Genomic DNA, 20,957 nt, shown 5'->3' with positions numbered 1-20,957 from the left:
TCGGTGTCTCTACCAACGACTTCAAAAATTAAATTCCCTCTATAAGATTACATTTATTGTAATCTTCATCAATATCAATATAAAGTTCTTTTATGGCTGTAAAGAACCACTCGTCAAGCATTTTTGCTCTTTCGTCATTTAAAGCTGCTTGATAGATTTTTTCATAATCATCATTCAAATTTGCTTGGTGAGGTTTTGTTTTGTCTATGAAATACAAAAGACGAACAGCTTCTTTTCCATCAGGACTTCTAAATGGTAAAGGCTGACTAACTGATTTTAATTTCATTGTATCTAAAATCAAATATGTATTATAATCAAAATCTTCGGCTACTAGCTTCGAACTTCCTGTTTGCTGACTCAAAATACGTCCACCATTATTTTTCGAACTTCTATCAGCTGAATGCTCAAATACAGCTTTTGCAAATGTCAAACTATCTTTTATAATCAAATTACGAAGGCTATCAACAAAATGATTGGTATAAACCATATCTTCAGCACTCGGTTTTGGGCGAATGAGAATATGACGAGTATTAATCAAATTTCCACGTCTTTCTAAAAGCTGAATCAAGTGAAAACCATATTCTGATTCAATTGGTTCTGAAATCTCCATTGGTTTAAGAGCAAAAGAAGCTGCTTCATATTCAGGAACAAGTTCTCCACGTTCTCTATAGCCTAAGTTTCCACCTTGAGCAGCCGAACCCAAATCGGCAGAAAATTCTTTAGCTAGAGCTGCAAAATCTTCTCCTGCCTTGATACGTGTACGAATATCTAAAAGCTGTTTTCTTACTCTGTCTTTTTCTTGCTTACTTACCTTTGCATAAACTAGCATTTGAGCTACTTCATATTCTGCTGGCAAAAATGGCAAGCTATCTTGAGGGATAGATTTATAAAATTTGCGAACCTGTGAAGGGGTTACTTTTGCATCTGTTGTTATTTCAGAGCGCATTTTTTGAATAGTTAGCTGTTCTTTGATAGGTTCTAAAAGCTCTTCTTTTATATCAGCTAAAGATTTGCCTAGATATTCCTCTAGTTTTTTCTCATCACCACCTGCACGTTCGACCATCATAGAAAGACGATTTGACGCTTCACTTTCTACTTGTGCATCTAAGACAATAACAGAATCTATTTCTGCTTTAGCATACATTACTTTATTAAAAAGAAGTTGACGCAAGATTTCGCATTTTGCATTTGGGTCTTGTTTTCCATCTTGAGAACTTAAATAGTTTTGATACGAAAGTTCTAATTCTGATTTCAGAATGATATAATTATCTACCTTAACGATAATTTTGTCTGCTACTTGTTGTGAAAAACTAGTTGTAGAAATCAGACAAAATCCTAGTAAGAGTAAAAAAGTAGAAAATTTGATTTTGAAATTGTTCATATATAAAATTAGTGAATTGATGTTTAGTTTTTATTGTGTATTTGTTGGCTTGGCTACGCTAAAATACCAACAAAAGCAAATTTTAATATTTATCCTAAGTTCAATGAAAGTAAAGTTTCATTGAGGGCTTAACCAAAGGGAGTACGTAAAACAAGGCGTTTTTGTAGCAAAAAAATAATTTTATTCTACCACAAAAATTTTATAGTCCTGATTTTCTTTTGCTCTGTCCATTACTTTTGTTTCAAGTTCCTTTTGTAACTCTACTTTTCTTTTGTTCAGAATTACACTAATAATTTGACTTTTGACATAGTCTAATGGAGAAACTTGGTCTTGAATTTTGAAATCGTTTATCTTTAAGAAATAATAATATGCTGCGTCTTCACTTTCTACAAATTTATTTTTTTGAAGTAATAAATTTCTATCAAAAGGCGTATTGGCAACAAGTTCTGAAATAGGTAACCATTTATCGTCTTGCAGAAAATAACTTGCTGCAAAACCATAGCTATATGATTTTAATTTCTCAGTTTCGTCTGAGCTAGGTTCTAAATCAGAACGCATCCATTTACGGAGATCATCTAATTGAGTTTGAGGTGTATTTAATTTTACTTTTACAAAATAAGCTTTTACAATAGGCTGTTTCAATTCAAAATTTGCTTTGTTTTCTTCATAATATGTGCTTATTTGAGGCTCTGTAACAAGTGTATCCAAATATTCATTGACATAGTTTTGTTTGTAAGCATGAACCAAGAGTTGATATTTATAATCTTCTAATCGTTCTTCTAATTCTTTTTGGTCAATGCCACTTTTAGATTCTGCTTCTTTGAGTAAAAGTTTTCTTTCTATCCAATTATCAACATATCTTTTTACAATATTTGTGCTGTCTTCTTGGCTATAATTAGGAGGTAAAAGTTCTGTTATTTCTTCTTGAAATAGATAACTCTCTCCTACTTGTGCCACAGGAGTTCCTGTTATTTCTTCTTTTGTTTCTGCTTCTTGACAAGAAAAAATAAAACTTGTCAAAAATAAAAATATAATTAAAAAATTATTTCCTTTCATAGAGAAAATAACTCTACATCTATTATCACTCATAATTTGCTATTTGTTGTACTCAACTCAAAACCCTAAGAATCTTTAAAGACCCTTAGGGTTTAAAATATAAGAATGCAAAATTACGAAAAATAAATTTGATTCGTGACAAATTTCTTCAAACAGTCAAGAAGTCCATCCTAGCTCTATTTAGAATTAAGAAGAAGAGATATTTCTTCAGCTATCTTACTCATCTCTTCAAAACTTTCTGCGTGATAATATTTTCCATTTGTAAAAATACTAATTTGCTTCAAAGACTCATCATTATAAGGACTTTTGATAGTAATATGCTCTTGATCAGGCGTAGTAATGGCAGCTTCTCCTCCACCTCCAACACCAATTGCATACACTTCTACGTCACGCTTACTAGCCAAAAGTAAAGCACGTTTGAAAATATTGTCACTTTCAGAAGTTGCACCATCACTAAAGATAATAATTTTTCTATCTGTAGAACCTACACGCTCAAACTCTTTGATTGAAGTATCAAGAGCTTCTCCAAGTACTGTTCCTGTTCCATCTACCAAATCAGTCGTAATTTGCTCTAAAAGTTGATACAAATCGACTTCTTGATCACCCAAGCGAGCATAAATCATAGATTCTCCAGCAAAAAGCACAATACCATAACGTGCTGTTGCATGTACACTCATCAGTTGTTGTGCTGCCGATTTTACAGCTTCTAGTCGGGTTGGTGTTACGTCCTCTACTTTCATAGATGAAGAAACATCAATCGCCAAAATAATATCCATGTGTTCTTCTAAAACAATTTCTTCTTTTACTTCTTCTGTTAAAACACTATCTGTTGGTGCTTCATCTTGTGCATAAGAATGAGTTATAAAAGAGAATAAAAAGCAAATGGCTAAAAAAGAAGAGACAACCAATTGTTGTATGAATTTTTGTAAAGAATTAGAATATGTCATTGAATAGTTTTTTTTAGTAGTAAACTAGGAATAGATTAGGAAGAAATGAATTGTCAAATTTATAAAATATTTAAATAAAATTAGGATTTTACAAATAAAAAATTGACTTAAATTAGTGATACTTTAATTCAAAAATCAATCCGAAGTAGTCATAACTAGTCTTAGTTTTCTCAAATCATTAAATTAATTTACATTTTCAATAGACCTTCCAATGCATCTTTCCAGTTTACTTCAAAGCCTCCCAAAATAAGAACTGTTCCAGCAGTAAGTAAAGCCACAAAAAGTAAAGCTAATGTCCGAATTGTTTTTTGGGATAGAATAAAAGGTCGTTGTTTATTATTTTTCATAACTAATAAAACTTTAAGCACATAATAATTTTCTACAAATTAGCTAAAAAACACTCAAATTAGAAAAAGTTAGTATTTTGTATCTGATTTTTTCAAAGATTTTTTTATTAATAGTAAATTAGCGTTGATTTAATCTGTATTTTTGTAAAAAAAACGCAATCAAAAAATGATAAGACGCTTAGTTATTTTTTACCTAATAGTTCTTCCAATTTTAGTTCTTCTAGGTATTTTTAGTTGGTTCTTTTCTACTATTGTAGGATATTTCGTAGTTGCCATGGTTTTTAGTGCTGTTCTTCAAACTCCCACCAACTATATTAGTCAGATTCAGATTGCAGGGATTCAATTGCCTCGTGCTTTTGCTGTGATGCTTTCCTTTTCTATTTTTGCTGGCATTATTGCTCTTTTTGTTCTGCTTTTTATTCCACTAGTTTCTGAGCAAATAGAATTTATTTCAGCTCTAGATTACAACTCCCTTTTTGAAAATATTGTTTCTCCTATTGATTATATAGAGAATTTTTTAATAGAAAGAAGATGGGTAAAAGAAGAAAAAGGTTTTTTGATGAATGGAATTCAAGACTATTTTTTCTCTTTTTTTGTAGAAATGAAAATTGGAAATGTTATCAATGAGATTCTCTCAACGACAAGTAATATTTTTATAGGAACAATTTCAGTACTTTTTATTTCTTTCTTTTTGCTCTACGAAAAAGGACTTTTTAGAAGAAATGTAATTGCACTGATTCCAAATGCTTATTTTGAAGTTTCGATAAGTGCTATTTATAAAATTGAAAAACTACTTTCCAATTACCTTTTCGGACTGCTAATTCAGATGTTCTCTATCTTTACTTTGGTTTCGATTGGACTTATTGTTTCAGAAGTAAAATATGCTGTTACAATTGCTATTTTTGCAGCCATTGCCAATCTAATTCCTTATATAGGCCCTATTTTGGGAGCTTCTTTTGGTCTTATTGTTTCGCTTTCTACTCAACTTCAACAAACTCAAGATACTGCATTTTCTATTTTAGCAATCAAAGTAATTATTGTATTTTTGATAGTCCAACTTTCTGATAACCTTTTGCTTCAACCCATCATTTTTTCAAGAAGTATAAAAGCACATCCTTTAGAAATATTTAGTGTTGTTTTTATGGGAGCAGCTTTGGCTGGTGCTGTGGGAATGATTTTCGCTATTCCTGTCTATACTATTTTAAGAGTTATGGCTTTAGAATTTTGGAAAGGATATAAAGAATATAGAATTTTCGGAAGAAGTTAGAAATAAACTGTAAAGGATAGATAGTAAATAATCAAAATCATACTTCTGAGTTATTTTACAGACCTGAAGAGTAACAAAACTAATGGCTTTGTGCATTTATTTAGTGGTGTCACTTCGCTAAAATACCAACAAAAGTTAGTGTTTTTTAGGAAATCAAAAGTTAGTTTTCCTAGATAAATTTTGAATTTAAAAATTACATATCATAAAAAAATAATTTGACGATTTGCTAGTCTGCTTACTAGCAATTCTTCACTGAGAACTGACCAAAATGGATACACAACCTAATACAAACTTGTCTGATTTGTCTGCTTTAGAGATTATTCAGATGGCAAAACAGCACGTTTCTTTTGATGACACAGAAACAGCTTTTGCTACTCGTTCAGATTTTGATTTAAAAAAGATGAATCTTCTTTTTTGGACAATGAATAACCCTACACTTGTAGGGTCGGGAACGCCTCTCTTAAAATTGGCTTTCAAGATTAAAATGCCGTTTGTAAAACCTGTTGTAAAAAATACTCTTTTCGAACATTTTTGTGGTGGAGAAACTATTGAAGACAGCGAACGAACCGTTATCCAGCTTTCTCAAGCAGGAATTGGGACAATTCTAGATTATTCAGTAGAAGGTGAAAAATCTGTAACAGGTTTTGAGAAAACAAAAAATGAAATTATCAGAACCATAGAAAGAGCAAAAGGAGACACAAATATTCCTTTTTGTGTTTTTAAAATTACAGGTATTGGACATTCCAAAATTTTGGAAAAAATACAAGCAAAAGAGCCTTTGAATAATGAAGAGCAAATCAATTGGGAAAATTTGAATAAACGACTCAACGAAATTTGTGAAACAGCTTATCAAAATAATGTTCGTCTTTTTATAGATGGAGAGGAAACTTGGTTTCAAGAAACTATAGACGATTTGACGTATCAAATGATGCAAAAATACAATAAGGAAGAAGCTCTCATTTATAATACCTATCAAATGTATACAGTTGATAGACTTGAAAAATTAAAAACAGCTTATCACAATGCAGTTGAGGGAAATTATTATGTAGGAGCAAAACTTGTTCGTGGTGCATATATGGAAAAAGAACGCAAACGAGCACAAGAAAAAGGCTATCCAGATCCCATCCAACCCGATAAATTAAGTACAGATAGAGATTTTGATGCAGGAATGGAATTTTGTGTAGAAAATAGAGATCGTATGGCTCTTTGTGCAGGAACTCATAATGAACTGAGTTGTTATTCACTTGTTGTTTTGATGGATTCTCACAATATTGAAAAAAATGACCCTAGTTTTTACTTTGCACAACTTTATGGAATGAGTGATAATATGTCAAATAATTTGGCAGCAGCAGGATATAATGTAGCAAAATATGTTCCTTATGGTGCAGTAAAAGATGTTATGCCCTACTTAATGCGAAGAGCTGACGAAAATACAGCCATTGCAGGACAAACCAGTAGAGAATATTTATTGATACAGAAAGAAATAGAACGAAGAAAACAAGTAAGACAAATCAAATCATAAAAATAGATAAGTTAAGTATAAACAGAGTTAAAACTCTGTTCAATTAAAAAAAATTGTCCGAATTATAAATTGAATAGGGTTTTAACTTGTCGTTTATTCATCAATACAAAAGTACGTTTTCATTTTCTGTTTCCCACTTTCGTAGTTTTACACGGTCGTTATAAGGCAGATTTCTAACAAAAATATTGACTTTTTCATCAAACTGAACCAAACTATGAAGCAGTTGATTAATTTGTGTAACAGTATTTAGTGAAGTTGAAAAATCATAGATTTTATTTCCTTTCTTCACAACTTGTAAACTATACGAGCTACTAGAATAAATTAAATTAATTGCCAAAATAGACTTCAAAATAATCCTAACGTCTTTTTTTGTATCCTTGAATCGAATTGAAATATGTTTTGAATGAATTTCTATACTTTCAATTTCTTTTTTCTTTTTAGAGGGAGCAAATAGTTTTTTGTCTTTAAAAAACATGGATTTTATTCCTATGGTCATAATTGCCACAAATGTAATTCCTATTGAAAGTGGTGCAACTCCTTTAATCATTGTCAGAAGAATCAAAACAGCAGAAATACAAATTACCCAAATAGAAAAAGTGTTTTTTTGATAAAATGAACGCTCATCAACAACTACTGGCTGATTCATAAAATGATTATCTGTTTCATTTGAAAACTCATTCGTATAAGAACTAGAAATTTTGTCATTACATTGAATCACATACAAAGGAGGACGAGTAACTCCACTAATTTCTAGTTTTTCACTTGAAGGAAATTTTCCTAATGTTTCGCTTTGATTGCAATGTGTCTTAGCTAAATAAAGCCACGTATCTTTTAAAAAAGCAGATTTACAAACAGCACAAAACACAATTTCATCGCCTTCTTTTATATCGTCGCCAGTAATTGGGTCACTTCTATTTTCATCAAGAAATGCCTTATGTCTAGGATTTTGTATTATATGAGTGTGCATAAATCTATATTTTTACTTTATTTATTCTGAATTGACTAACAAACAGACATTTGTTAGCTATTGCATTTTCGAAAATACAAAAAAGTAAGTAAATTTTACATTTTATGATTATTTATCTTGTCTTAATTGCTGTATAAAAAAGAAGGTCAAATAAAAAAAGTCTTTACTAGATTATTTCTAATAAAGACTTTTCTGTTTTTAAAATTATCAATCAAAATTAATAGTATATTATTCTGCGCTTAATTCTTTGCTAAACTTTGAAAGCAACTTTTCACAAAGCGAACGATTCATCAAATGTGTATAAATCTGTGGTGTAATATCACGAAGACGTTTAGAAGAACCGTCTTTAAACTCAATTTCAAGAGTTTTTTCTGCTAAATTATAAACAGCAGAACGAATTGTTTGATAAGAAAATGGGAAATGTCTCATGGTTGTGTGATTTTAGAGTAAAGGATAAAGAAATTATTTTTCCTAATGGCTAAGTTCCGAGTTAAAGCAAAATACTACTTTAATGGTCTATTAATATAAGTATTTTTTTTGAGAAATCATTCCATTTTCATATTTTTTTTTCAACAAAAAATAGTTAAAATTCTATATGTTATTTTTTCTTATAGTTGAGAAAAAGAAAGGCTTTTTTACTTCAATTAATTGCATATTTTGAATAATTAGTCAAAATTTGCGAACTTGATAGTTTATATCCAAAATCAATTATAATCTCTACTATGTTAAAGAAAAATTACTTTTTATCCCTCTTTTTAGGGATTTTTGCTTTCTCTAGTGTCTATTTGTCCTCAGAGGCAATAGCACAAGATGATAAAAAAACAAAAATTAGTGTTACAGACATTTATTCGAATGGAACACTTTACGCAAAAAATCTACAAGGCGTAGATTGGACAAACAATGGTCAGTTTTATACTCGTATGGATGGTAATTCTATTGTTCGTTATGATATAAAAACCAATGAAGCTGTCGAAACTATTTTTGATGGTGATGCTTCCGACCCAAAAATTACCATTGCAGAATATTCTTTTTCAGATAAAGAGGACAAAATTTTGATTCAAACGAACCGTCAGTCTATTTATCGTCGTTCGTATGTAGCTGAATATTATGTAGTTGACACAAAAGATAAATCAGTAAAGAAATTATCAGAGAAAGGTCGTTCTGCATACTCTACTTTTTCTCCTGATGGCTCAAAAGTAGCTTTTTTTAGAGATAATAACCTCTTCTATACAATTTTATCAGACATGACAGAAGTTCAGATTACAGATGATGGACTTTTCAATAAAATCATAAATGGTGCAGGAGATTGGGTTTATGAAGAAGAATTTAGCCTTACAAAAGCCTTTGATTGGTCACCTGATGGAAAAAATTTGGCTTTTGTTCAGTTTGATGAGAGCAAAGTAATGGAATATAATATGCAATATTGGGCTGATAAATCTCAATTATATCCTATTGATTACAAATTCAAGTATCCAAAAGCAGGTGCAGATAATTCTACACTCAAAGTTTTTGTTTATAACTTGGATTCTAAAGAAAAAAAAGAAATTGATTTAGGAGAAGAAAAAGATATTTATGTTCCTCGTTTGCAGTTTACAAATGATGCTGATATTTTGGCAATTCGTAGAATGAACCGTCTGCAAAACAAAATTGACCTTATTCATGCTGATATAAAAACAGGTAAAACTAAAGTAGTTTATTCTGATGAAGATAAAGATGGTTACGTTGATTTTGAATATACTCAAGATTTGATTTATCTTGAAGATGGTAAGCATTTTATTGTTTCTAGTGAGCGTACAGGATACAAGCATTTGTATCTTTATACAATGGATGGAAAGCAAGTCAGTCAAATTACAAATGGAGATTGGGAAGTCATTGAGCTTTTAGGAGTAGAAGAAAAAGGATTAAAAGTACCAATGTTGTATTATATTTCTACACAAGATTCTCCTTTAGAGCGTCATTTGTACATGGTAGATTTGAAAGGTAAAAAAACTCGTAAACTAACAGACAGACACGGAACAAACTCTGTTGATATGAGTAAAGATTTTGCTTTCTATATCCTTACCCATGAAAGTACAGAAATGCCTGTCAATTATCGTTTGTATCAAACAAAAGGAAATCTGTTATTGAGCAAAATTCAAGATAACGATGGACTTATTCAAACATTCAAAGAAAATGACTTGCCTCAAAAAGAGATTTCTTCTTTTAAAAATAGAAATGGTGAAACCCTGAATTATCAAATTTTTAAGCCAGTAGATTTTGATAAGAATAAAAAATATCCTGTTTTGATGCACGTCTATGGAGGACCAGGTTCTCAACTTGTAACTGATTCTTGGGCAGGTGGAACAAACGACCTTTGGCACGGAATGCTAACTCAAAAAGGCTATATTGTAGTTACTGTAGATAATCGTGGTACACAAGGACGTGGCGAAGCATTCAAAAAGGCAACTTATAAAAACCTTGGAAAGCTAGAAGTAGAAGATCAAATTGACGGAGCAAAATTTCTTGGTGATTTGCCTTATGTAGATAAAGACAGAATTGGTATTTGGGGCTGGAGTTATGGTGGTTATATGTCTTCGCTTTTAATGACACTTGGAGCTGATTATTTTAAAGCTGGAATTGCTGTTGCTCCTGTTACTTCGTGGAGATATTATGATACAATTTATACAGAACGTTTCTTGCAACGTCCACAAGATAATCCTAGTGGTTATGATGATTTTTCGCCAATTACACACGCTGCAAAACTAAAAGGAGAGTTTCTTTTGGTTCATGGAACAGGTGATGATAATGTGCATGTTCAGAATGCTATTGCTCTTCAAAATGCTCTTGTAAATGCAAATCGCCCTTTTGAAATGTTCTATTATCCAGATAGAAATCACGGAATTTATGGTGGAATGACACGAATTCACTTATATAATATGATGACAAAATTTGTAGAAGATAATTTATAGAATCTATATTTTTCTGTCAGTTAAAATCCTCTCTGTTAGATTAATTCTAATGGAGAGGATTTTTTACTTTTATTGATTACTTTTTCTTTCCATATAGGTTTGTAAAATCAAAACAGCACTTATTTTGTCTACATTAGATTTATTACGACGGTTTTTCTTGCTCATTCCACCACTAATCATGGCATCTAAGGCAAGCGAAGAAGTAAAACGCTCATCTTCCAATGCAATCGGAATATCTGGGAAAAGAGTTTCTAGTTTTTTTTGAAATTTTACTACGGCTGCTGCATTACTAGAAGGTGAATTATCTAATTTTTTAGGCATTCCTAATACAAAAACTTCTACAGGTTCGGTTTCTATATAATTTTTAAGATACTCCAAAACTTCTTTTTCGGCAACAGTTTCTAAAGCTGTCGCAATTATTTTTTCAGAATCTGTAACGGCTAAACCTACTCTTTTTTGTCCGTAATCAATGGCTAATAATCTTCCCATACTATATTTTTCTTTATACAAATTTTAAATTTTACTCAAAAATACACTAAAACAAATCCATTTTTGTTAAAAACTCTGATTTTATACTTAAATTTCACTTTTAAAATAAATTTGTTATCAAAATTTCAAAAAAATGATAAAGCAATTATCTTCAAAACTACTTATTGCAGGAATCTTATGTGCATTTTATGCGTGTGGAACTCCAAACAATACAGAAAGCACAACAGAAGCTGACTCAAATACAGAAATTCAGCAAGCTGTAAATGCAGAAGCAAATACAGAACAAGAAAATTTGGAATATGCTGAAAAAGCAGAAGCAACTGAGCAAGCTATTTCTTTTTATGAAGCATTAAAAAATGGTTTGTACGAAAACACTACTGTAATGGTAGAACAGAATATGTACACCAATTTTTCAGAAACTACTTGGTTAGAAATGCTTAAAAAAGAGGCAGAAACAAACGGACAAGTAGAAAAATATGCTCTACAAGCCTCTAAATATGAAAAGGTAGAAGGTACTAATAGTGGACACAAAGTAGAGTTTACTTTTGAAGTAACACGAAACGGAAAAAAATATATAGAAGAAATGGACTGGTATAAAACTGATGGTCAGCCTTTTTTACTAACAGAAATAGAGTACAAAAAAGAAAATAGTACAGAAGAAGATGATGACTAATTTTTATCAAACCTAAACCTATAAGATTTTTAGAAACCTTATAGGTTTTTTTGTTTAATTAGAATTATTTTGTTCCAAAATATTGACTGGAAACTCTTTTTGCAAGAGCTGATACATTTCTTTTTCTTCTAATGTTTTTTGCTGTGCAAAATCTATAATTTCTATTGCATTATATTTCACACCCATTTTTTTAGTCAAAAAATCTGCCTTCGAATCATTATATCCTGCTTTGATTTGATCTAAAACTTCAATATAAAAATTATAATCAGTTTGTCGTTGGCTACTCAAAACGACAACTGCCTTTTGTGGATTTTGTGAATAATTGTCCTCTTTTCCATAATTCATCAAATGCGTTTTGACAAGTTTTTTTATCTCAGAAATTGTTGCATTTCTATCAGACTCAATCAAAATTTTGTTTTCAGAATTGATACTAACTCTCAAAACATCTCTATCTAAAGCTGGTGTAGGCTCTACTTTTTGTTCTTGTTTTGGTGGTAAAGACATTGCAAATCCTTTTTCAGATGCTATTCGTGTACTGACTAAAAAAAAGATAAGTAATAAAAAGGCAATATCTGCCATCGAACTAGCATTAACAGTAGCTTTTTCTCGTTTAAGATTCATAAAATTGAACGTTTAAATAATTAAAAAATGAGACCTAATTAGTAATTAATAAGCTGTTTTATATTTATTTTGAAGTAAAATCTAAAAGCTCGCTTTATTTTTGAATCCTTTTTTATCAAATTAGTAACAATTCTATTTTTAAAATCTTAAATACTATAAGCAACGTAACTTAAAAAAACTGCGTTTATAGATAAAATCTTGAATTGTACTAAACTAAAAAATTACACCTATTATTTTGCTGTTGTTGGTGTCTTACTGATGACTGACAAATAAAATATCTACCTATTCTATATAAAAAGAACAAGAAAATTATGAAAAGTCATATCAAAATTTTGTGGATTTATATTCTATCCTTATTTATAACTATTTTTATCACAAATGACTCTCTTGCTCAAAATGCAAATCAAGCCAATACTGAAAATTCAGTTTCAGACAAACCTTTTGTAGATTACAAACCCGTCTATAAAAAATGGCAAAAAAATTATATTTTAGATAAAATTGATTATACAAAAGACCGTACTATTTTTCATTTTCGTTATGTTTCACATTATGAACAAGGCACAGCAACCTACTATGGTCCTGGGGAAGATTTAGCATGGTTTCTAAAAAATGATGAAAATCCAGCAGAGGTTTTCAAAATGATAGAAATAAAAAATATTGCTCGCAACGGAAAAGTAGAAATTCCTATACTCAATACTAAAAATCCTGTTCAACTTATCACACATGACAATGATGTTTTTACCTGTGAAGTTCATTTTCAAAGACTTCCAAATAATGTAAAAGTAGCTGATTTTATTGAGGGGATTGGGGCAGAACTAAAGACCAATCACTTCAACTGTCTTGATGTACAAATGAAAACTTTTGATAGTAAAGATTTGGGTTCACAGCAAGATATGATAACTAATATCACAGATTTTCAGAAACAAGAAGGTGTAACCAACAATCCCATTCCAGAAATAATTGATGAGTCTACAACAGATGAACGCATAGAAGACGAACAAAAAGTAGATGGCGTTTTTGCACAACGCTTTTTAGAACTCACTAACGAACTCAGAACTAAGGGTTGTCATTGTGGAGGTGGTTATTTTCCTCCTGTGCCAGAGGTTGCTTGGAGCGATACAGTAGCTTATGCAACAAAAGAATTAGTAGTAAACCTTTGGAAAACAAAAGGAATGACAACTGATATTGGTGGAAAAAATACCGTTCAACGACTCTCAGAAGTAGGAATAAAAACAGAAAAAGCGTATGAAAACATGTCGTATAGTTTTACAGAAATCGAACAGGCTTTTCGTGGTTGGAAGCTCACACCTCCACAATGCAAACGCTTAATGGATGCACGAGTAAAACGAATTGGTGCTGCAAGAAAAGATAAATATTGGTCAATGATTTTGATTTATTAAAAGTTCAATTACGAATTAAGTAACTGAGCAAAATAAAACATATCTAAAAAAGAATTAGAAAGTGGAAATTTAAACTGTCAAGTCACCTTTGAGGTGTTAGGCATATTTCGTTAAAAATAGCTTATATTTATTCTATACTTTGTACTATCACAGTTATTTTCTCCTCAAGTAAAATTATTTGTTTAATTGAATACATATAAAGTAAATTCTACCTCTCATTCAGATTTTTTGAATGAAAGTCGACAAGATCCAATTACAGGTGATTTGATTGTAGAAGGCGATGAAATCGTTTTTTGCAAGGAATGTAAATCGGCTTTTTTAAAAAGCTCGTGGGAATATCTAAACGAAAAACATTGTAATCAGAACAGAACTTTAGTCACTTTTCCAGTAAAGAAAACGCTCAATTTAAAATCAAAAAAACAGTATTTTAAAGCCTATTTGCACAGCATTTCAGATTGGAAACAGTTTGATACTCAACTCAAAACTTTGCCTTGGGTGCTTTCTAGTTTGGATATGCAGGAGTATAAAAGAGAGGAAAAGAGTAATAAAGGATTTACTTTAAGGAAATTCATTGCAGTTTCATTTTTACTCTCTTTGGTGTGGTTATTTGCTTTTTTATTCAATCTAATTTCTAGTCATCTATTTTTTATATCTATTCCGATTGGTATTTTATCATTTATAGCAATACTTGCAGGTTGGTCAAAAAGGATTTTAGAAGATGCTCGTTTCGTAGTTGATAAAAGTAATCCAACCCTAAGCATAGAAAAAGAGCAAATTATTGTTTTTATGCCTTATAAAGAGCAAAAAGTAACTCTAGCAAAACACAAAATCGAAGAAATTGAGCTTATTCCGAAAGAAGACAATAATTACAAATTACGTGTTTCATACAAAACAGGAACTATGTTTTTCTCCATGAATCTAAATCATTTAAAGTTTGAAACTTTGATAGAAACACTTTATGATTGGTCAAATACTATAAAAATTGATTTGACAAAAGTAAAATTTGCAGTAAGTGGAATGAGAGATTATAGCTATTTGTATGCTTCCTTGGATGAAGAAGAAGAAAATCCGAATTTGCTTTTGCCCTAATTTTTTAAACTTTGAATGTAAATAACAAAAATTTAACTAAAACAATTTAATTTTGGAAAAAATACTCACTTCAAAGCATAAAGAACACTATTTCAAAACCCATTTGATTAACCTTTCAGATTGGAAACAATTTGAATTACAACTCAAAACATTGCCATGGGAAGTTTCTAGTTTGGACATGAAAGAGTTTAAAGAGAAACCTAAACATTCAGTTGCACGCTTAGGCATATTTATAAGCTCATTATTATTATTTTCTCTTTTGATTTATCTAATTTCCATTATCACTCATTCCTATCTAATACTCTTTTTATTTATAACAGGAATTATGCTTATTGGAATGTTTTTAAGTGAAGGTTTGAAGATGATAGATAAGCTAAAAAAACCAATCATAAGCATAGAACAAGACCAAATCATTGTATTTATGCCCTATAAAGAACAAAAAGTAATTTTGGAAAAACATAAAATTGAAGAAATTAAACTGATTCCAAAAGAGGAGAATAATTATCAATTACAGATTTCATTCAAAGAAGAAGTATTGTTCTTTTCAATGAATCTAAATGAAGATATGCTCAATAATTTAATAAAAATACTTACAGATTGGTCAGATACAGTAAAAATTGATTTATCAAATTATAATAATTTCAAAATCAACTTACTTAATAACCAAAAAAATCCCTTTGCAGCTTTATAGTTCTTATATTTTAATGATTCTTTGAAATGATATAGTACAGAAATAGAGAGTGATTTATATTCTTCTTTATTTCGACACAAATAAAATCCTTTTTGACAGACTTTAAAAGTAGAATAAAGATGAGGGTTATTTTTTTTCTTAAATGTAGAGGAATGAGAATGATTTGTCTTTCTATAAAAAGTCAGATTTTCATTAAGGAAAATATATTTCCACTTTCTACTACTTCGCACCCAAAAGTCATAATCTTCATACGAAAGTGATTCATCATAACCTCCTAATTCTTCCAAAACCTCTCTTTTAATTAGCATTGTAGGCGAACAAATCATTCCTCCTGCTCTGATTAGTTCTTTAAAAATAAAACCATCTTTTGGTAGTTTTTTGTACCAATCAAAATAATAGTTTCCTAGTTTGTTGCTTTTTTCATCAACTTCTTCATTTATTAGGGTAGCATTTGTAAAACAAACTCCTGTCTGATTATCAGCACTTTCTAAAATCTTGACTTGTTTCTCTAGTTTATCAATTTCAAATTTGTCATCGGCTGCCAAATCTATGATATACTTTCCTTTCGAAATTCTAAAACCTTCATTAAAAGCTGCACAGTTTCCTTTATTATGTTCTAAATGAATAGTTTGAAGATTTTGAAGAGGATTATTTTTTACAATTTTATCTATAATTTCTTTGCTGTTATCCGTACTGGCATCATTTACGATAATCAATTCCCAATTTTTATAGGTCTGATTAAAGATAGAATACAAAGCCTCTTCAATAAACTCTGCGTGATTATAGCATAAACAAATGACTGAAACCATTTTTTAATAATGAGGTAGTGTATTTTTCAACTATTGACAGCCTTCTGAAAGGACTGTCAAAGTTTGAAATGAAGAACTAACAAGAGCTTAAAAATTACTTCTGAATAACTAACTTCTTAACAGTAGTAAAATTTTTGTACTGACATCTAACTAAATACATTCCATTTTTCATAAAAGCAGGAAGTTTTATTTCTTTATCAGTAGCAAAAGAAGAATATGGATTTAATGAATACTCCCCTAAAACTTTTCCCGTTAAATCTATAATTTGAACAGTCTCAACTTTGCCATTCAAATTTATTTTATCTTGTGCAGGATTAGGATATAACACTAAATTTTGTTGCCACAGCTCATATCCATTATTTTCTGTAACATCTTCAATTGCTGTAACCACATCTTCTTTTGAAAAAACAGGACGCAACATCAGACTTCCGTCAACAAATTCGTTTTGCTCCCAATAATTTCGAACATTAAAAAACATTTTGCTTTTAGAATCTGTCTGCAAATCCAATCCGATAGGCAACATATTTTCACCTAATTGTTGAATTCCTATATAAATAGTATCTGAAACATCAATAGAGCGAGAAAGAGCAATGCGTTTAAATTCATTTATGTTATCAGAATATCTAAGAATGGTATTTTGAGTAAGCATTACAGAATCTTTGATTTCAGTTTTTGAAAAATCAATTTTTTTCCAAACTTTAATATTAAAAGTTTGATTTTCTACACTTGCTCCAATTCTTGCAAAATAAACATCTATATGAGTCAGCACATCAGGTTGTGAGACATAATACTGATAGGCAAGTTGCCCAAATTTTTGATTAATTCCTGCTGCATATTCTGCTGTTCCGTCATCGTAAGCATAATAATCTTTAAATACAGAAGTTTGGCTAATTGTATCATTGCTTCTAGTATAAACTCCTCCAAAATTCTCATCTGGTTCTCTTGTATTTACTTGAAACTGATGCGTAATGGTCATCGAATCCTGTCCTTGTGGTAATAGATTGGCATAGGGAATAGCTACAATTTTTTTGTTTCTCTCAAAACCTTCAATTAATGTAGAAGAAGAAGCTCTCTCATCATCCAAACCATACCAATAACCTAAAATATCTTTTGTTTCTTCGTTTCTGACTTCACACAAATAAGAAATTACATTGAATGTTTGATCTAAATTATTTACAGTAGAAAAAATAGAATCTGTTAAAAATTGTGTTGTATCACTCCAAAAATGATCATAAGGAACAGCCGAATAAGGTTTGATAAAATGAGTAGGAGATTGGCTTGTGGCTACATCTAAGAAGACAGTATCAGTCGGATTTCTATTTGTATTAAAATAAATATAATCTACATTCCAAACATCAAATGCTCCTGAGAGACGATTGTAAGAAGTAAAACGAAACTGCAAACTATCATGAAAAAACTTTTCGTCTTCTATTTTGAAGATAATATGTTCGAAGCGTTTGGTATCAATTCTGCCTCCTCTTTTTTCCCATTGTTGCTCCCAGTTTCCTTCATCATCCAAAAACTCTACTTTCAAAAAGTCTGTTGTATCAGGTGTTTCTCCATTTCCACGAGCCTGTACCATAAAAGAAAAGAAAAGTTCTTCACTTGGATCGACTAAGGTCAAATCAAAACGTTGAGAAGTAAGTGTGTCTCCCAAACCCTGACGAGTTGGAAAAAGTTGGTCATAAGGCTTTCCATTTGCTGCTACACCATCAAAAGTAGCCACATTTTTTGTTGGTGGATTCAATGGAATTCCGTTATTGATAAAAACGCCACTCCCTTTTATCCATTTAGCCGAATCAGCCATACCTACTAAAGTAGTGGAAAAATCTTCAAAGAAAGGTAATGTAAGCACAATTGTGTCTTCTTCTATACGTTGAATTTTGTTCAGACGAGGAGATAAAGAGTTCGTTTTTTTAGTGTCTTTGAGTTTTTGAGAGCTGTTTTGAGTTTGAATAGGAAAAATCAAAATTTGGGCAACAGCTTGAGTATATATTCCTGTACCTATAAAAATAAGCAGGAAAAGTGTTATTATCGTTTTGTTCATAACTACAAAAATAAGGAAAAATAGATTTTTTTATCGAATTGAATCGATTTGGAAGGTTAAAATTTAATTTTGTAGATATTTTTCCGATAAATAAAGTGGGAGTTGGGTGGATGTATTTTAGATTTATTTACAAAGATAATTGTTTGTCAATAGTTATCAAACTTATACAGAGCATGTTCTTTAAAATCTTTGTTTTTAGGGGCAACCCATATACTCTATGAAGTTGTTTAAGAATAGAAAAATTATGTTCTGTCTGCTACAAAACAGGAATAGAAGTTTTACTTTTCCACAAAGTAGAGTTTGCAAATCCTATTTTATGGAAAAGTACACAGCCTTTGATTGGTGTTTTTTAGCGTAGTGACACCAACAAATACACTTACAAAACCTATTCTTATTGTACCCTACTTTTTTTAAAAGTGTTTTTTAGTTGCAGCGCAACATTATATAATTTATAATATTCAGAAAAAAATATCAATATTGCGTTGCGCTGCAACTTTTATAACTTTATAATTTTACTTTTTTTTACAAATATTTCGTTACGCTGCAACTTGAATATCAAATCAAAAAAAAGTAGGGTACAGTAACCTATTCTTAAACAACTTCTAAAAAATAAAAATGATTTATCAAAAATCCTGACTATGAACTTGTTTAAGAATGGTGATTTATTTTTTTAAAAAGAGGTCAAAATAGTTATACTTGTAAATCATCACATTTTCAATCTAACTATTTTTCCCTCTATGTACGTAAACTTATCAAAAAAATTTATAACCGAAAATATTTTACCTTATTTACATCAATTTACAAAAGGTCGTCGTATAAAAGTAGCTCTTTGGCGTATTATCCAAGCCATTGTGTATCGCTTAAAATCAGGGAGTCAATGGCGAGAACTTCCTATGAAACAATTTTTCGGAAACTTATCAATTATCTGGAATACAGTATATTACCATTATAATAAATGGTCAAAATTAGGAAGTTGGAAGAAATTATGGATCAAGTATTTAGAAGATTATCGTGGAGAATTAGATTTTTCTATTTGTCAGCTAGACGGCAGCCACACTTCAGCTAAACGAGGAGGAGAAGGTATTGGATATTCCAAAAGAAAAGCAGGAAAAACAACCAATGCACTTTTTCTAACGGATAAAAATGGTATTCCAGTAGCGATGTCTGTTCCAAGAGCAGGCAATCATCACGATGCTTTTGAACTTGAAAAAAATATGCAATCTATGATAGATGATTTGAATGCTTCTCAAATTAGAGAAGGAGGAATTTTTCTCAATGCTGATGCAGCCTTTGATACACAAGCCTTTCGTTCTTTTTGTAATCATTTAGATATTGTAGATAATATAGATTTTAATAAAAGAAATAAAAAAGACCTTGATAATCAACCATTTAAAGATGAAGAAATGTATGAATTGAGATTCGTTATTGAAAGAACTAATGCGTGGTTAGATGCTTTCAAAGCCTTAATTATGAGGTACGAAACTAAAATTCATACGTGGCAAAGTTTACACTATTTAGCCTTTACTTTAATATTTGCCAGAACTAGAAAAAAACATTCTTAAACAACTTCTATTATTTGAATAGTTTTTTCCAAAAAGGCTTTCTAGGAGTATGCTCTTTTCCTTTTATAATTTCATCTCCTTGCGTAATTTCATCCCCCATAAGTCCAGAGATAGGTTCTAATTCTTTATAGTTCTGACACACAATCTTCAATATTGCAGCTAGAGGGATAAACAAAACCATTCCAGAGACTCCCCATACAAATCCACCAGTCACCAAAGATAAAATGGCAGCTAAGGGATTCAAACTTACTTCTCCACCAATAATTTTTGGAGTAAGAAAATTTCCTTCTACAAACTGAACAGCCCAAAAAGCAATCAAAACATATAATGCCATTGTTGGACTATGATTCATGAGGGCATACAAAGCAGGTAAAAGCGCACCAACTCCTGTTCCTACATAAGGAATGATAGCCAAACAAGCAGCCAAAAAGCCAAAAAAGAAAGGAGAATCAACACCAATAATCCAAAGTGCAATACTATCTAAAAGACCAATAATAAAAATAATTGTTATGAGTCCCCCAATATATTTTTGTCCTACTTGTTGTACGTCTGCTAACAGATGAGTAAAAGCAACACGATAATCTGTATGCACAAAACGCAACAATACTTTCCTTATTCCTGTACGATAAAGTAACAAAAGAAAAACATAAATTGGAACAAGTATTAATCCTGAAAAAAAGTTACTTGTCTGATTGAGAGTACCTGAAAGCAATGAGCTTTCTGTAAGCCAAGTTTGTGCTTTTTTGAGTAAACTCTCATCATCTAGTTTTGAGTTGGGAACAATTTTGTTATACTGTTCAATTCCTTGATGTACCAATCCTAATAATTTTCCTCTAAAATCTTCAAACTCACGCACAATACTGACTACTTGAGTAGAGAAAAAATAAAACAGACCAAACAAGCCCAATATAACAATAAAAAAACAAATGAGAATACTCAGAATACGAGGTATGCCTTTCTTTTCAAAAAATTTACACATCGGATAAAGAATAAAAGAAATTAATACCGAATAAGTAAAAGGAATTAAAAGACCTTTAGCTTCTATTATTGCAAAAACAAAAAGCACCAAAAAGGCGACAATGTAAAACGCTGTCTTGACAGAGAAAGGAAGTTTGGTAAATTGGAGATTATTTTCCATAAA

At 30.6% G+C, this 20,957-nt stretch carries 19 protein-coding genes; 8 read left to right on the top strand and 11 right to left on the bottom strand.

Going from position 1 to position 20,957, the window contains the following annotated elements:
- Positions 1 to 28: 28 nt before the first annotated feature.
- The 4 genes from V9L05_RS14745 to V9L05_RS14730 form a co-directional block, all read right to left on the bottom strand.
- The gene (locus V9L05_RS14745; protein WP_338812624.1) at positions 29 to 1,381 is read right to left on the bottom strand and encodes a peptidylprolyl isomerase; all 1,353 of its coding nucleotides are present in this window, start codon (positions 1,379 to 1,381) and stop codon (positions 29 to 31) included.
- A 180-nt stretch (positions 1,382 to 1,561) separates the two neighbouring features.
- A complete protein-coding gene (locus V9L05_RS14740) occupies positions 1,562 to 2,470 on the bottom strand; it encodes a peptidyl-prolyl cis-trans isomerase (protein WP_338812623.1) in 909 nt (302 codons plus the stop codon).
- 143 nt (positions 2,471 to 2,613) lie between these two features.
- Positions 2,614 to 3,384: a VWA domain-containing protein gene (locus V9L05_RS14735; protein WP_338812622.1), complete on the bottom strand. Its 771-nt coding sequence runs from the start codon at positions 3,382 to 3,384 to the stop codon at positions 2,614 to 2,616.
- Positions 3,385 to 3,572: 188 nt separating this feature from the next.
- Complete coding sequence (locus tag V9L05_RS14730; protein WP_338792470.1) at positions 3,573 to 3,731, bottom strand: hypothetical protein; 159 nt, start codon at positions 3,729 to 3,731, stop codon at positions 3,573 to 3,575.
- Positions 3,732 to 3,897: 166 nt separating this feature from the next.
- Between V9L05_RS14730 and V9L05_RS14725 the strand changes: the two genes are divergently transcribed.
- Together V9L05_RS14725 and V9L05_RS14720 are read left to right on the top strand one after the other, a co-directional pair.
- Positions 3,898 to 4,998: an AI-2E family transporter gene (locus V9L05_RS14725; protein WP_338792471.1), complete on the top strand. Its 1,101-nt coding sequence runs from the start codon at positions 3,898 to 3,900 to the stop codon at positions 4,996 to 4,998.
- 268 nt (positions 4,999 to 5,266) lie between these two features.
- Entirely contained in the window at positions 5,267 to 6,520 is a 1,254-nt protein-coding gene (locus V9L05_RS14720) for a proline dehydrogenase family protein (protein WP_338812621.1), read from the top strand.
- Between the two features lie 100 nt (positions 6,521 to 6,620).
- On the opposite strand, the gene V9L05_RS14715 is transcribed toward V9L05_RS14720, so the two are convergent.
- Both V9L05_RS14715 and V9L05_RS14710 read right to left on the bottom strand, forming a co-directional pair.
- Positions 6,621 to 7,487, bottom strand: a complete 867-nt coding sequence (locus V9L05_RS14715) for a hypothetical protein (RefSeq protein WP_338812620.1) — start codon at positions 7,485 to 7,487, stop codon at positions 6,621 to 6,623.
- Between the two features lie 228 nt (positions 7,488 to 7,715).
- Positions 7,716 to 7,916: a KTSC domain-containing protein gene (locus tag V9L05_RS14710; protein WP_338792474.1), complete on the bottom strand. Its 201-nt coding sequence runs from the start codon at positions 7,914 to 7,916 to the stop codon at positions 7,716 to 7,718.
- A 293-nt stretch (positions 7,917 to 8,209) separates the two neighbouring features.
- On the opposite strand from V9L05_RS14710, the gene V9L05_RS14705 reads away from it, so the two are divergent.
- A complete protein-coding gene (locus tag V9L05_RS14705; protein WP_338792475.1) occupies positions 8,210 to 10,435 on the top strand; it encodes a S9 family peptidase in 2,226 nt (741 codons plus the stop codon).
- Positions 10,436 to 10,504: 69 nt separating this feature from the next.
- On the opposite strand, the gene ruvX is transcribed toward V9L05_RS14705, so the two are convergent.
- The gene (gene ruvX / locus V9L05_RS14700; RefSeq protein ID WP_338812619.1) at positions 10,505 to 10,924 is read right to left on the bottom strand and encodes a Holliday junction resolvase RuvX; all 420 of its coding nucleotides are present in this window, start codon (positions 10,922 to 10,924) and stop codon (positions 10,505 to 10,507) included.
- A gap of 133 nt (positions 10,925 to 11,057) precedes the next feature.
- Between ruvX and V9L05_RS14695 the strand changes: the two genes are divergently transcribed.
- Positions 11,058 to 11,597: a hypothetical protein gene (locus tag V9L05_RS14695; protein ID WP_338812618.1), complete on the top strand. Its 540-nt coding sequence runs from the start codon at positions 11,058 to 11,060 to the stop codon at positions 11,595 to 11,597.
- 54 nt (positions 11,598 to 11,651) lie between these two features.
- Here the strand turns inward: V9L05_RS14695 and V9L05_RS14690 are convergent, their stop codons facing one another.
- Positions 11,652 to 12,218 (bottom strand): biopolymer transporter ExbD, encoded by a 567-nt coding sequence (locus V9L05_RS14690; RefSeq protein ID WP_338812617.1) that lies wholly within the window; start codon positions 12,216 to 12,218, stop codon positions 11,652 to 11,654.
- A 311-nt stretch (positions 12,219 to 12,529) separates the two neighbouring features.
- On the opposite strand from V9L05_RS14690, the gene V9L05_RS14685 reads away from it, so the two are divergent.
- From V9L05_RS14685 to V9L05_RS14675, 3 genes are all read left to right on the top strand, one after another.
- Positions 12,530 to 13,618 (top strand): hypothetical protein, encoded by a 1,089-nt coding sequence (locus tag V9L05_RS14685; protein WP_338812616.1) that lies wholly within the window; start codon positions 12,530 to 12,532, stop codon positions 13,616 to 13,618.
- A 186-nt stretch (positions 13,619 to 13,804) separates the two neighbouring features.
- Positions 13,805 to 14,707 carry a hypothetical protein gene (locus V9L05_RS14680; protein WP_338812615.1) on the top strand — a complete coding sequence of 301 codons (903 nt, stop codon included), beginning with the start codon at positions 13,805 to 13,807 and terminating at the stop codon, positions 14,705 to 14,707.
- 52 nt (positions 14,708 to 14,759) lie between these two features.
- Positions 14,760 to 15,398, top strand: coding sequence for a hypothetical protein (locus V9L05_RS14675; protein ID WP_338812614.1), 639 nt, complete (start codon positions 14,760 to 14,762; stop codon positions 15,396 to 15,398).
- Here V9L05_RS14675 and V9L05_RS14670 read toward each other — a convergent pair.
- Positions 15,338 to 16,207 carry a glycosyltransferase gene (locus V9L05_RS14670; RefSeq protein WP_338812613.1) on the bottom strand — a complete coding sequence of 290 codons (870 nt, stop codon included), beginning with the start codon at positions 16,205 to 16,207 and terminating at the stop codon, positions 15,338 to 15,340. The genes V9L05_RS14675 and V9L05_RS14670 overlap by 61 nt on opposite strands.
- Positions 16,208 to 16,301: 94 nt before the next feature.
- The gene (locus V9L05_RS14665) at positions 16,302 to 18,254 is read right to left on the bottom strand and encodes a T9SS type A sorting domain-containing protein (protein ID WP_338812612.1); all 1,953 of its coding nucleotides are present in this window, start codon (positions 18,252 to 18,254) and stop codon (positions 16,302 to 16,304) included.
- 737 nt (positions 18,255 to 18,991) lie between these two features.
- Between V9L05_RS14665 and V9L05_RS14660 the strand changes: the two genes are divergently transcribed.
- On the top strand, positions 18,992 to 19,816 hold the full coding sequence (locus V9L05_RS14660) for an IS5 family transposase (protein WP_338812611.1): 825 nt from the start codon (positions 18,992 to 18,994) through the stop codon (positions 19,814 to 19,816).
- Between the two features lie 10 nt (positions 19,817 to 19,826).
- On the opposite strand, the gene V9L05_RS14655 is transcribed toward V9L05_RS14660, so the two are convergent.
- Positions 19,827 to 20,954 carry an AI-2E family transporter gene (locus tag V9L05_RS14655; protein WP_338812610.1) on the bottom strand — a complete coding sequence of 376 codons (1,128 nt, stop codon included), beginning with the start codon at positions 20,952 to 20,954 and terminating at the stop codon, positions 19,827 to 19,829.
- Between the last annotated feature and the right edge of the window lie 3 nt (positions 20,955 to 20,957).

Origin of the sequence: Bernardetia sp. Wsw4-3y2 (genome assembly GCF_037126295.1) — a bacterium.
In the GTDB taxonomy this organism is placed as follows: domain Bacteria; phylum Bacteroidota; class Bacteroidia; order Cytophagales; family Bernardetiaceae; genus Bernardetia.
The sequence above is the reverse complement of the archived record's forward strand: the minus strand, read 5'-3'. Positions and strand labels throughout refer to the sequence as shown.

What these genes read in the sequence shown, in the direction of transcription:
- V9L05_RS14745 (WP_338812624.1), bottom strand. Translation starts at nt 1,381, where the DNA reads ATGAACAATTTCAAAATCAAATTTTCTACTTTTTTACTCTTACTAGGA.
- V9L05_RS14740 (WP_338812623.1), bottom strand. Translation starts at nt 2,470, where the DNA reads ATGAGTGATAATAGATGTAGAGTTATTTTCTCTATGAAAGGAAATAAT.
- V9L05_RS14735 (WP_338812622.1), bottom strand. Translation starts at nt 3,384, where the DNA reads ATGACATATTCTAATTCTTTACAAAAATTCATACAACAATTGGTTGTC.
- V9L05_RS14730 (WP_338792470.1), bottom strand. Translation starts at nt 3,731, where the DNA reads ATGAAAAATAATAAACAACGACCTTTTATTCTATCCCAAAAAACAATT.
- V9L05_RS14725 (WP_338792471.1), top strand. Translation starts at nt 3,898, where the DNA reads ATGATAAGACGCTTAGTTATTTTTTACCTAATAGTTCTTCCAATTTTA.
- V9L05_RS14720 (WP_338812621.1), top strand. Translation starts at nt 5,267, where the DNA reads ATGGATACACAACCTAATACAAACTTGTCTGATTTGTCTGCTTTAGAG.
- V9L05_RS14715 (WP_338812620.1), bottom strand. Translation starts at nt 7,487, where the DNA reads ATGCACACTCATATAATACAAAATCCTAGACATAAGGCATTTCTTGAT.
- V9L05_RS14710 (WP_338792474.1), bottom strand. Translation starts at nt 7,916, where the DNA reads ATGAGACATTTCCCATTTTCTTATCAAACAATTCGTTCTGCTGTTTAT.
- V9L05_RS14705 (WP_338792475.1), top strand. Translation starts at nt 8,210, where the DNA reads ATGTTAAAGAAAAATTACTTTTTATCCCTCTTTTTAGGGATTTTTGCT.
- ruvX (WP_338812619.1), bottom strand. Translation starts at nt 10,924, where the DNA reads ATGGGAAGATTATTAGCCATTGATTACGGACAAAAAAGAGTAGGTTTA.
- V9L05_RS14695 (WP_338812618.1), top strand. Translation starts at nt 11,058, where the DNA reads ATGATAAAGCAATTATCTTCAAAACTACTTATTGCAGGAATCTTATGT.
- V9L05_RS14690 (WP_338812617.1), bottom strand. Translation starts at nt 12,218, where the DNA reads ATGAATCTTAAACGAGAAAAAGCTACTGTTAATGCTAGTTCGATGGCA.
- V9L05_RS14685 (WP_338812616.1), top strand. Translation starts at nt 12,530, where the DNA reads ATGAAAAGTCATATCAAAATTTTGTGGATTTATATTCTATCCTTATTT.
- V9L05_RS14670 (WP_338812613.1), bottom strand. Translation starts at nt 16,207, where the DNA reads ATGGTTTCAGTCATTTGTTTATGCTATAATCACGCAGAGTTTATTGAA.
- V9L05_RS14665 (WP_338812612.1), bottom strand. Translation starts at nt 18,254, where the DNA reads ATGAACAAAACGATAATAACACTTTTCCTGCTTATTTTTATAGGTACA.
- V9L05_RS14660 (WP_338812611.1), top strand. Translation starts at nt 18,992, where the DNA reads ATGTACGTAAACTTATCAAAAAAATTTATAACCGAAAATATTTTACCT.
- V9L05_RS14655 (WP_338812610.1), bottom strand. Translation starts at nt 20,954, where the DNA reads ATGGAAAATAATCTCCAATTTACCAAACTTCCTTTCTCTGTCAAGACA.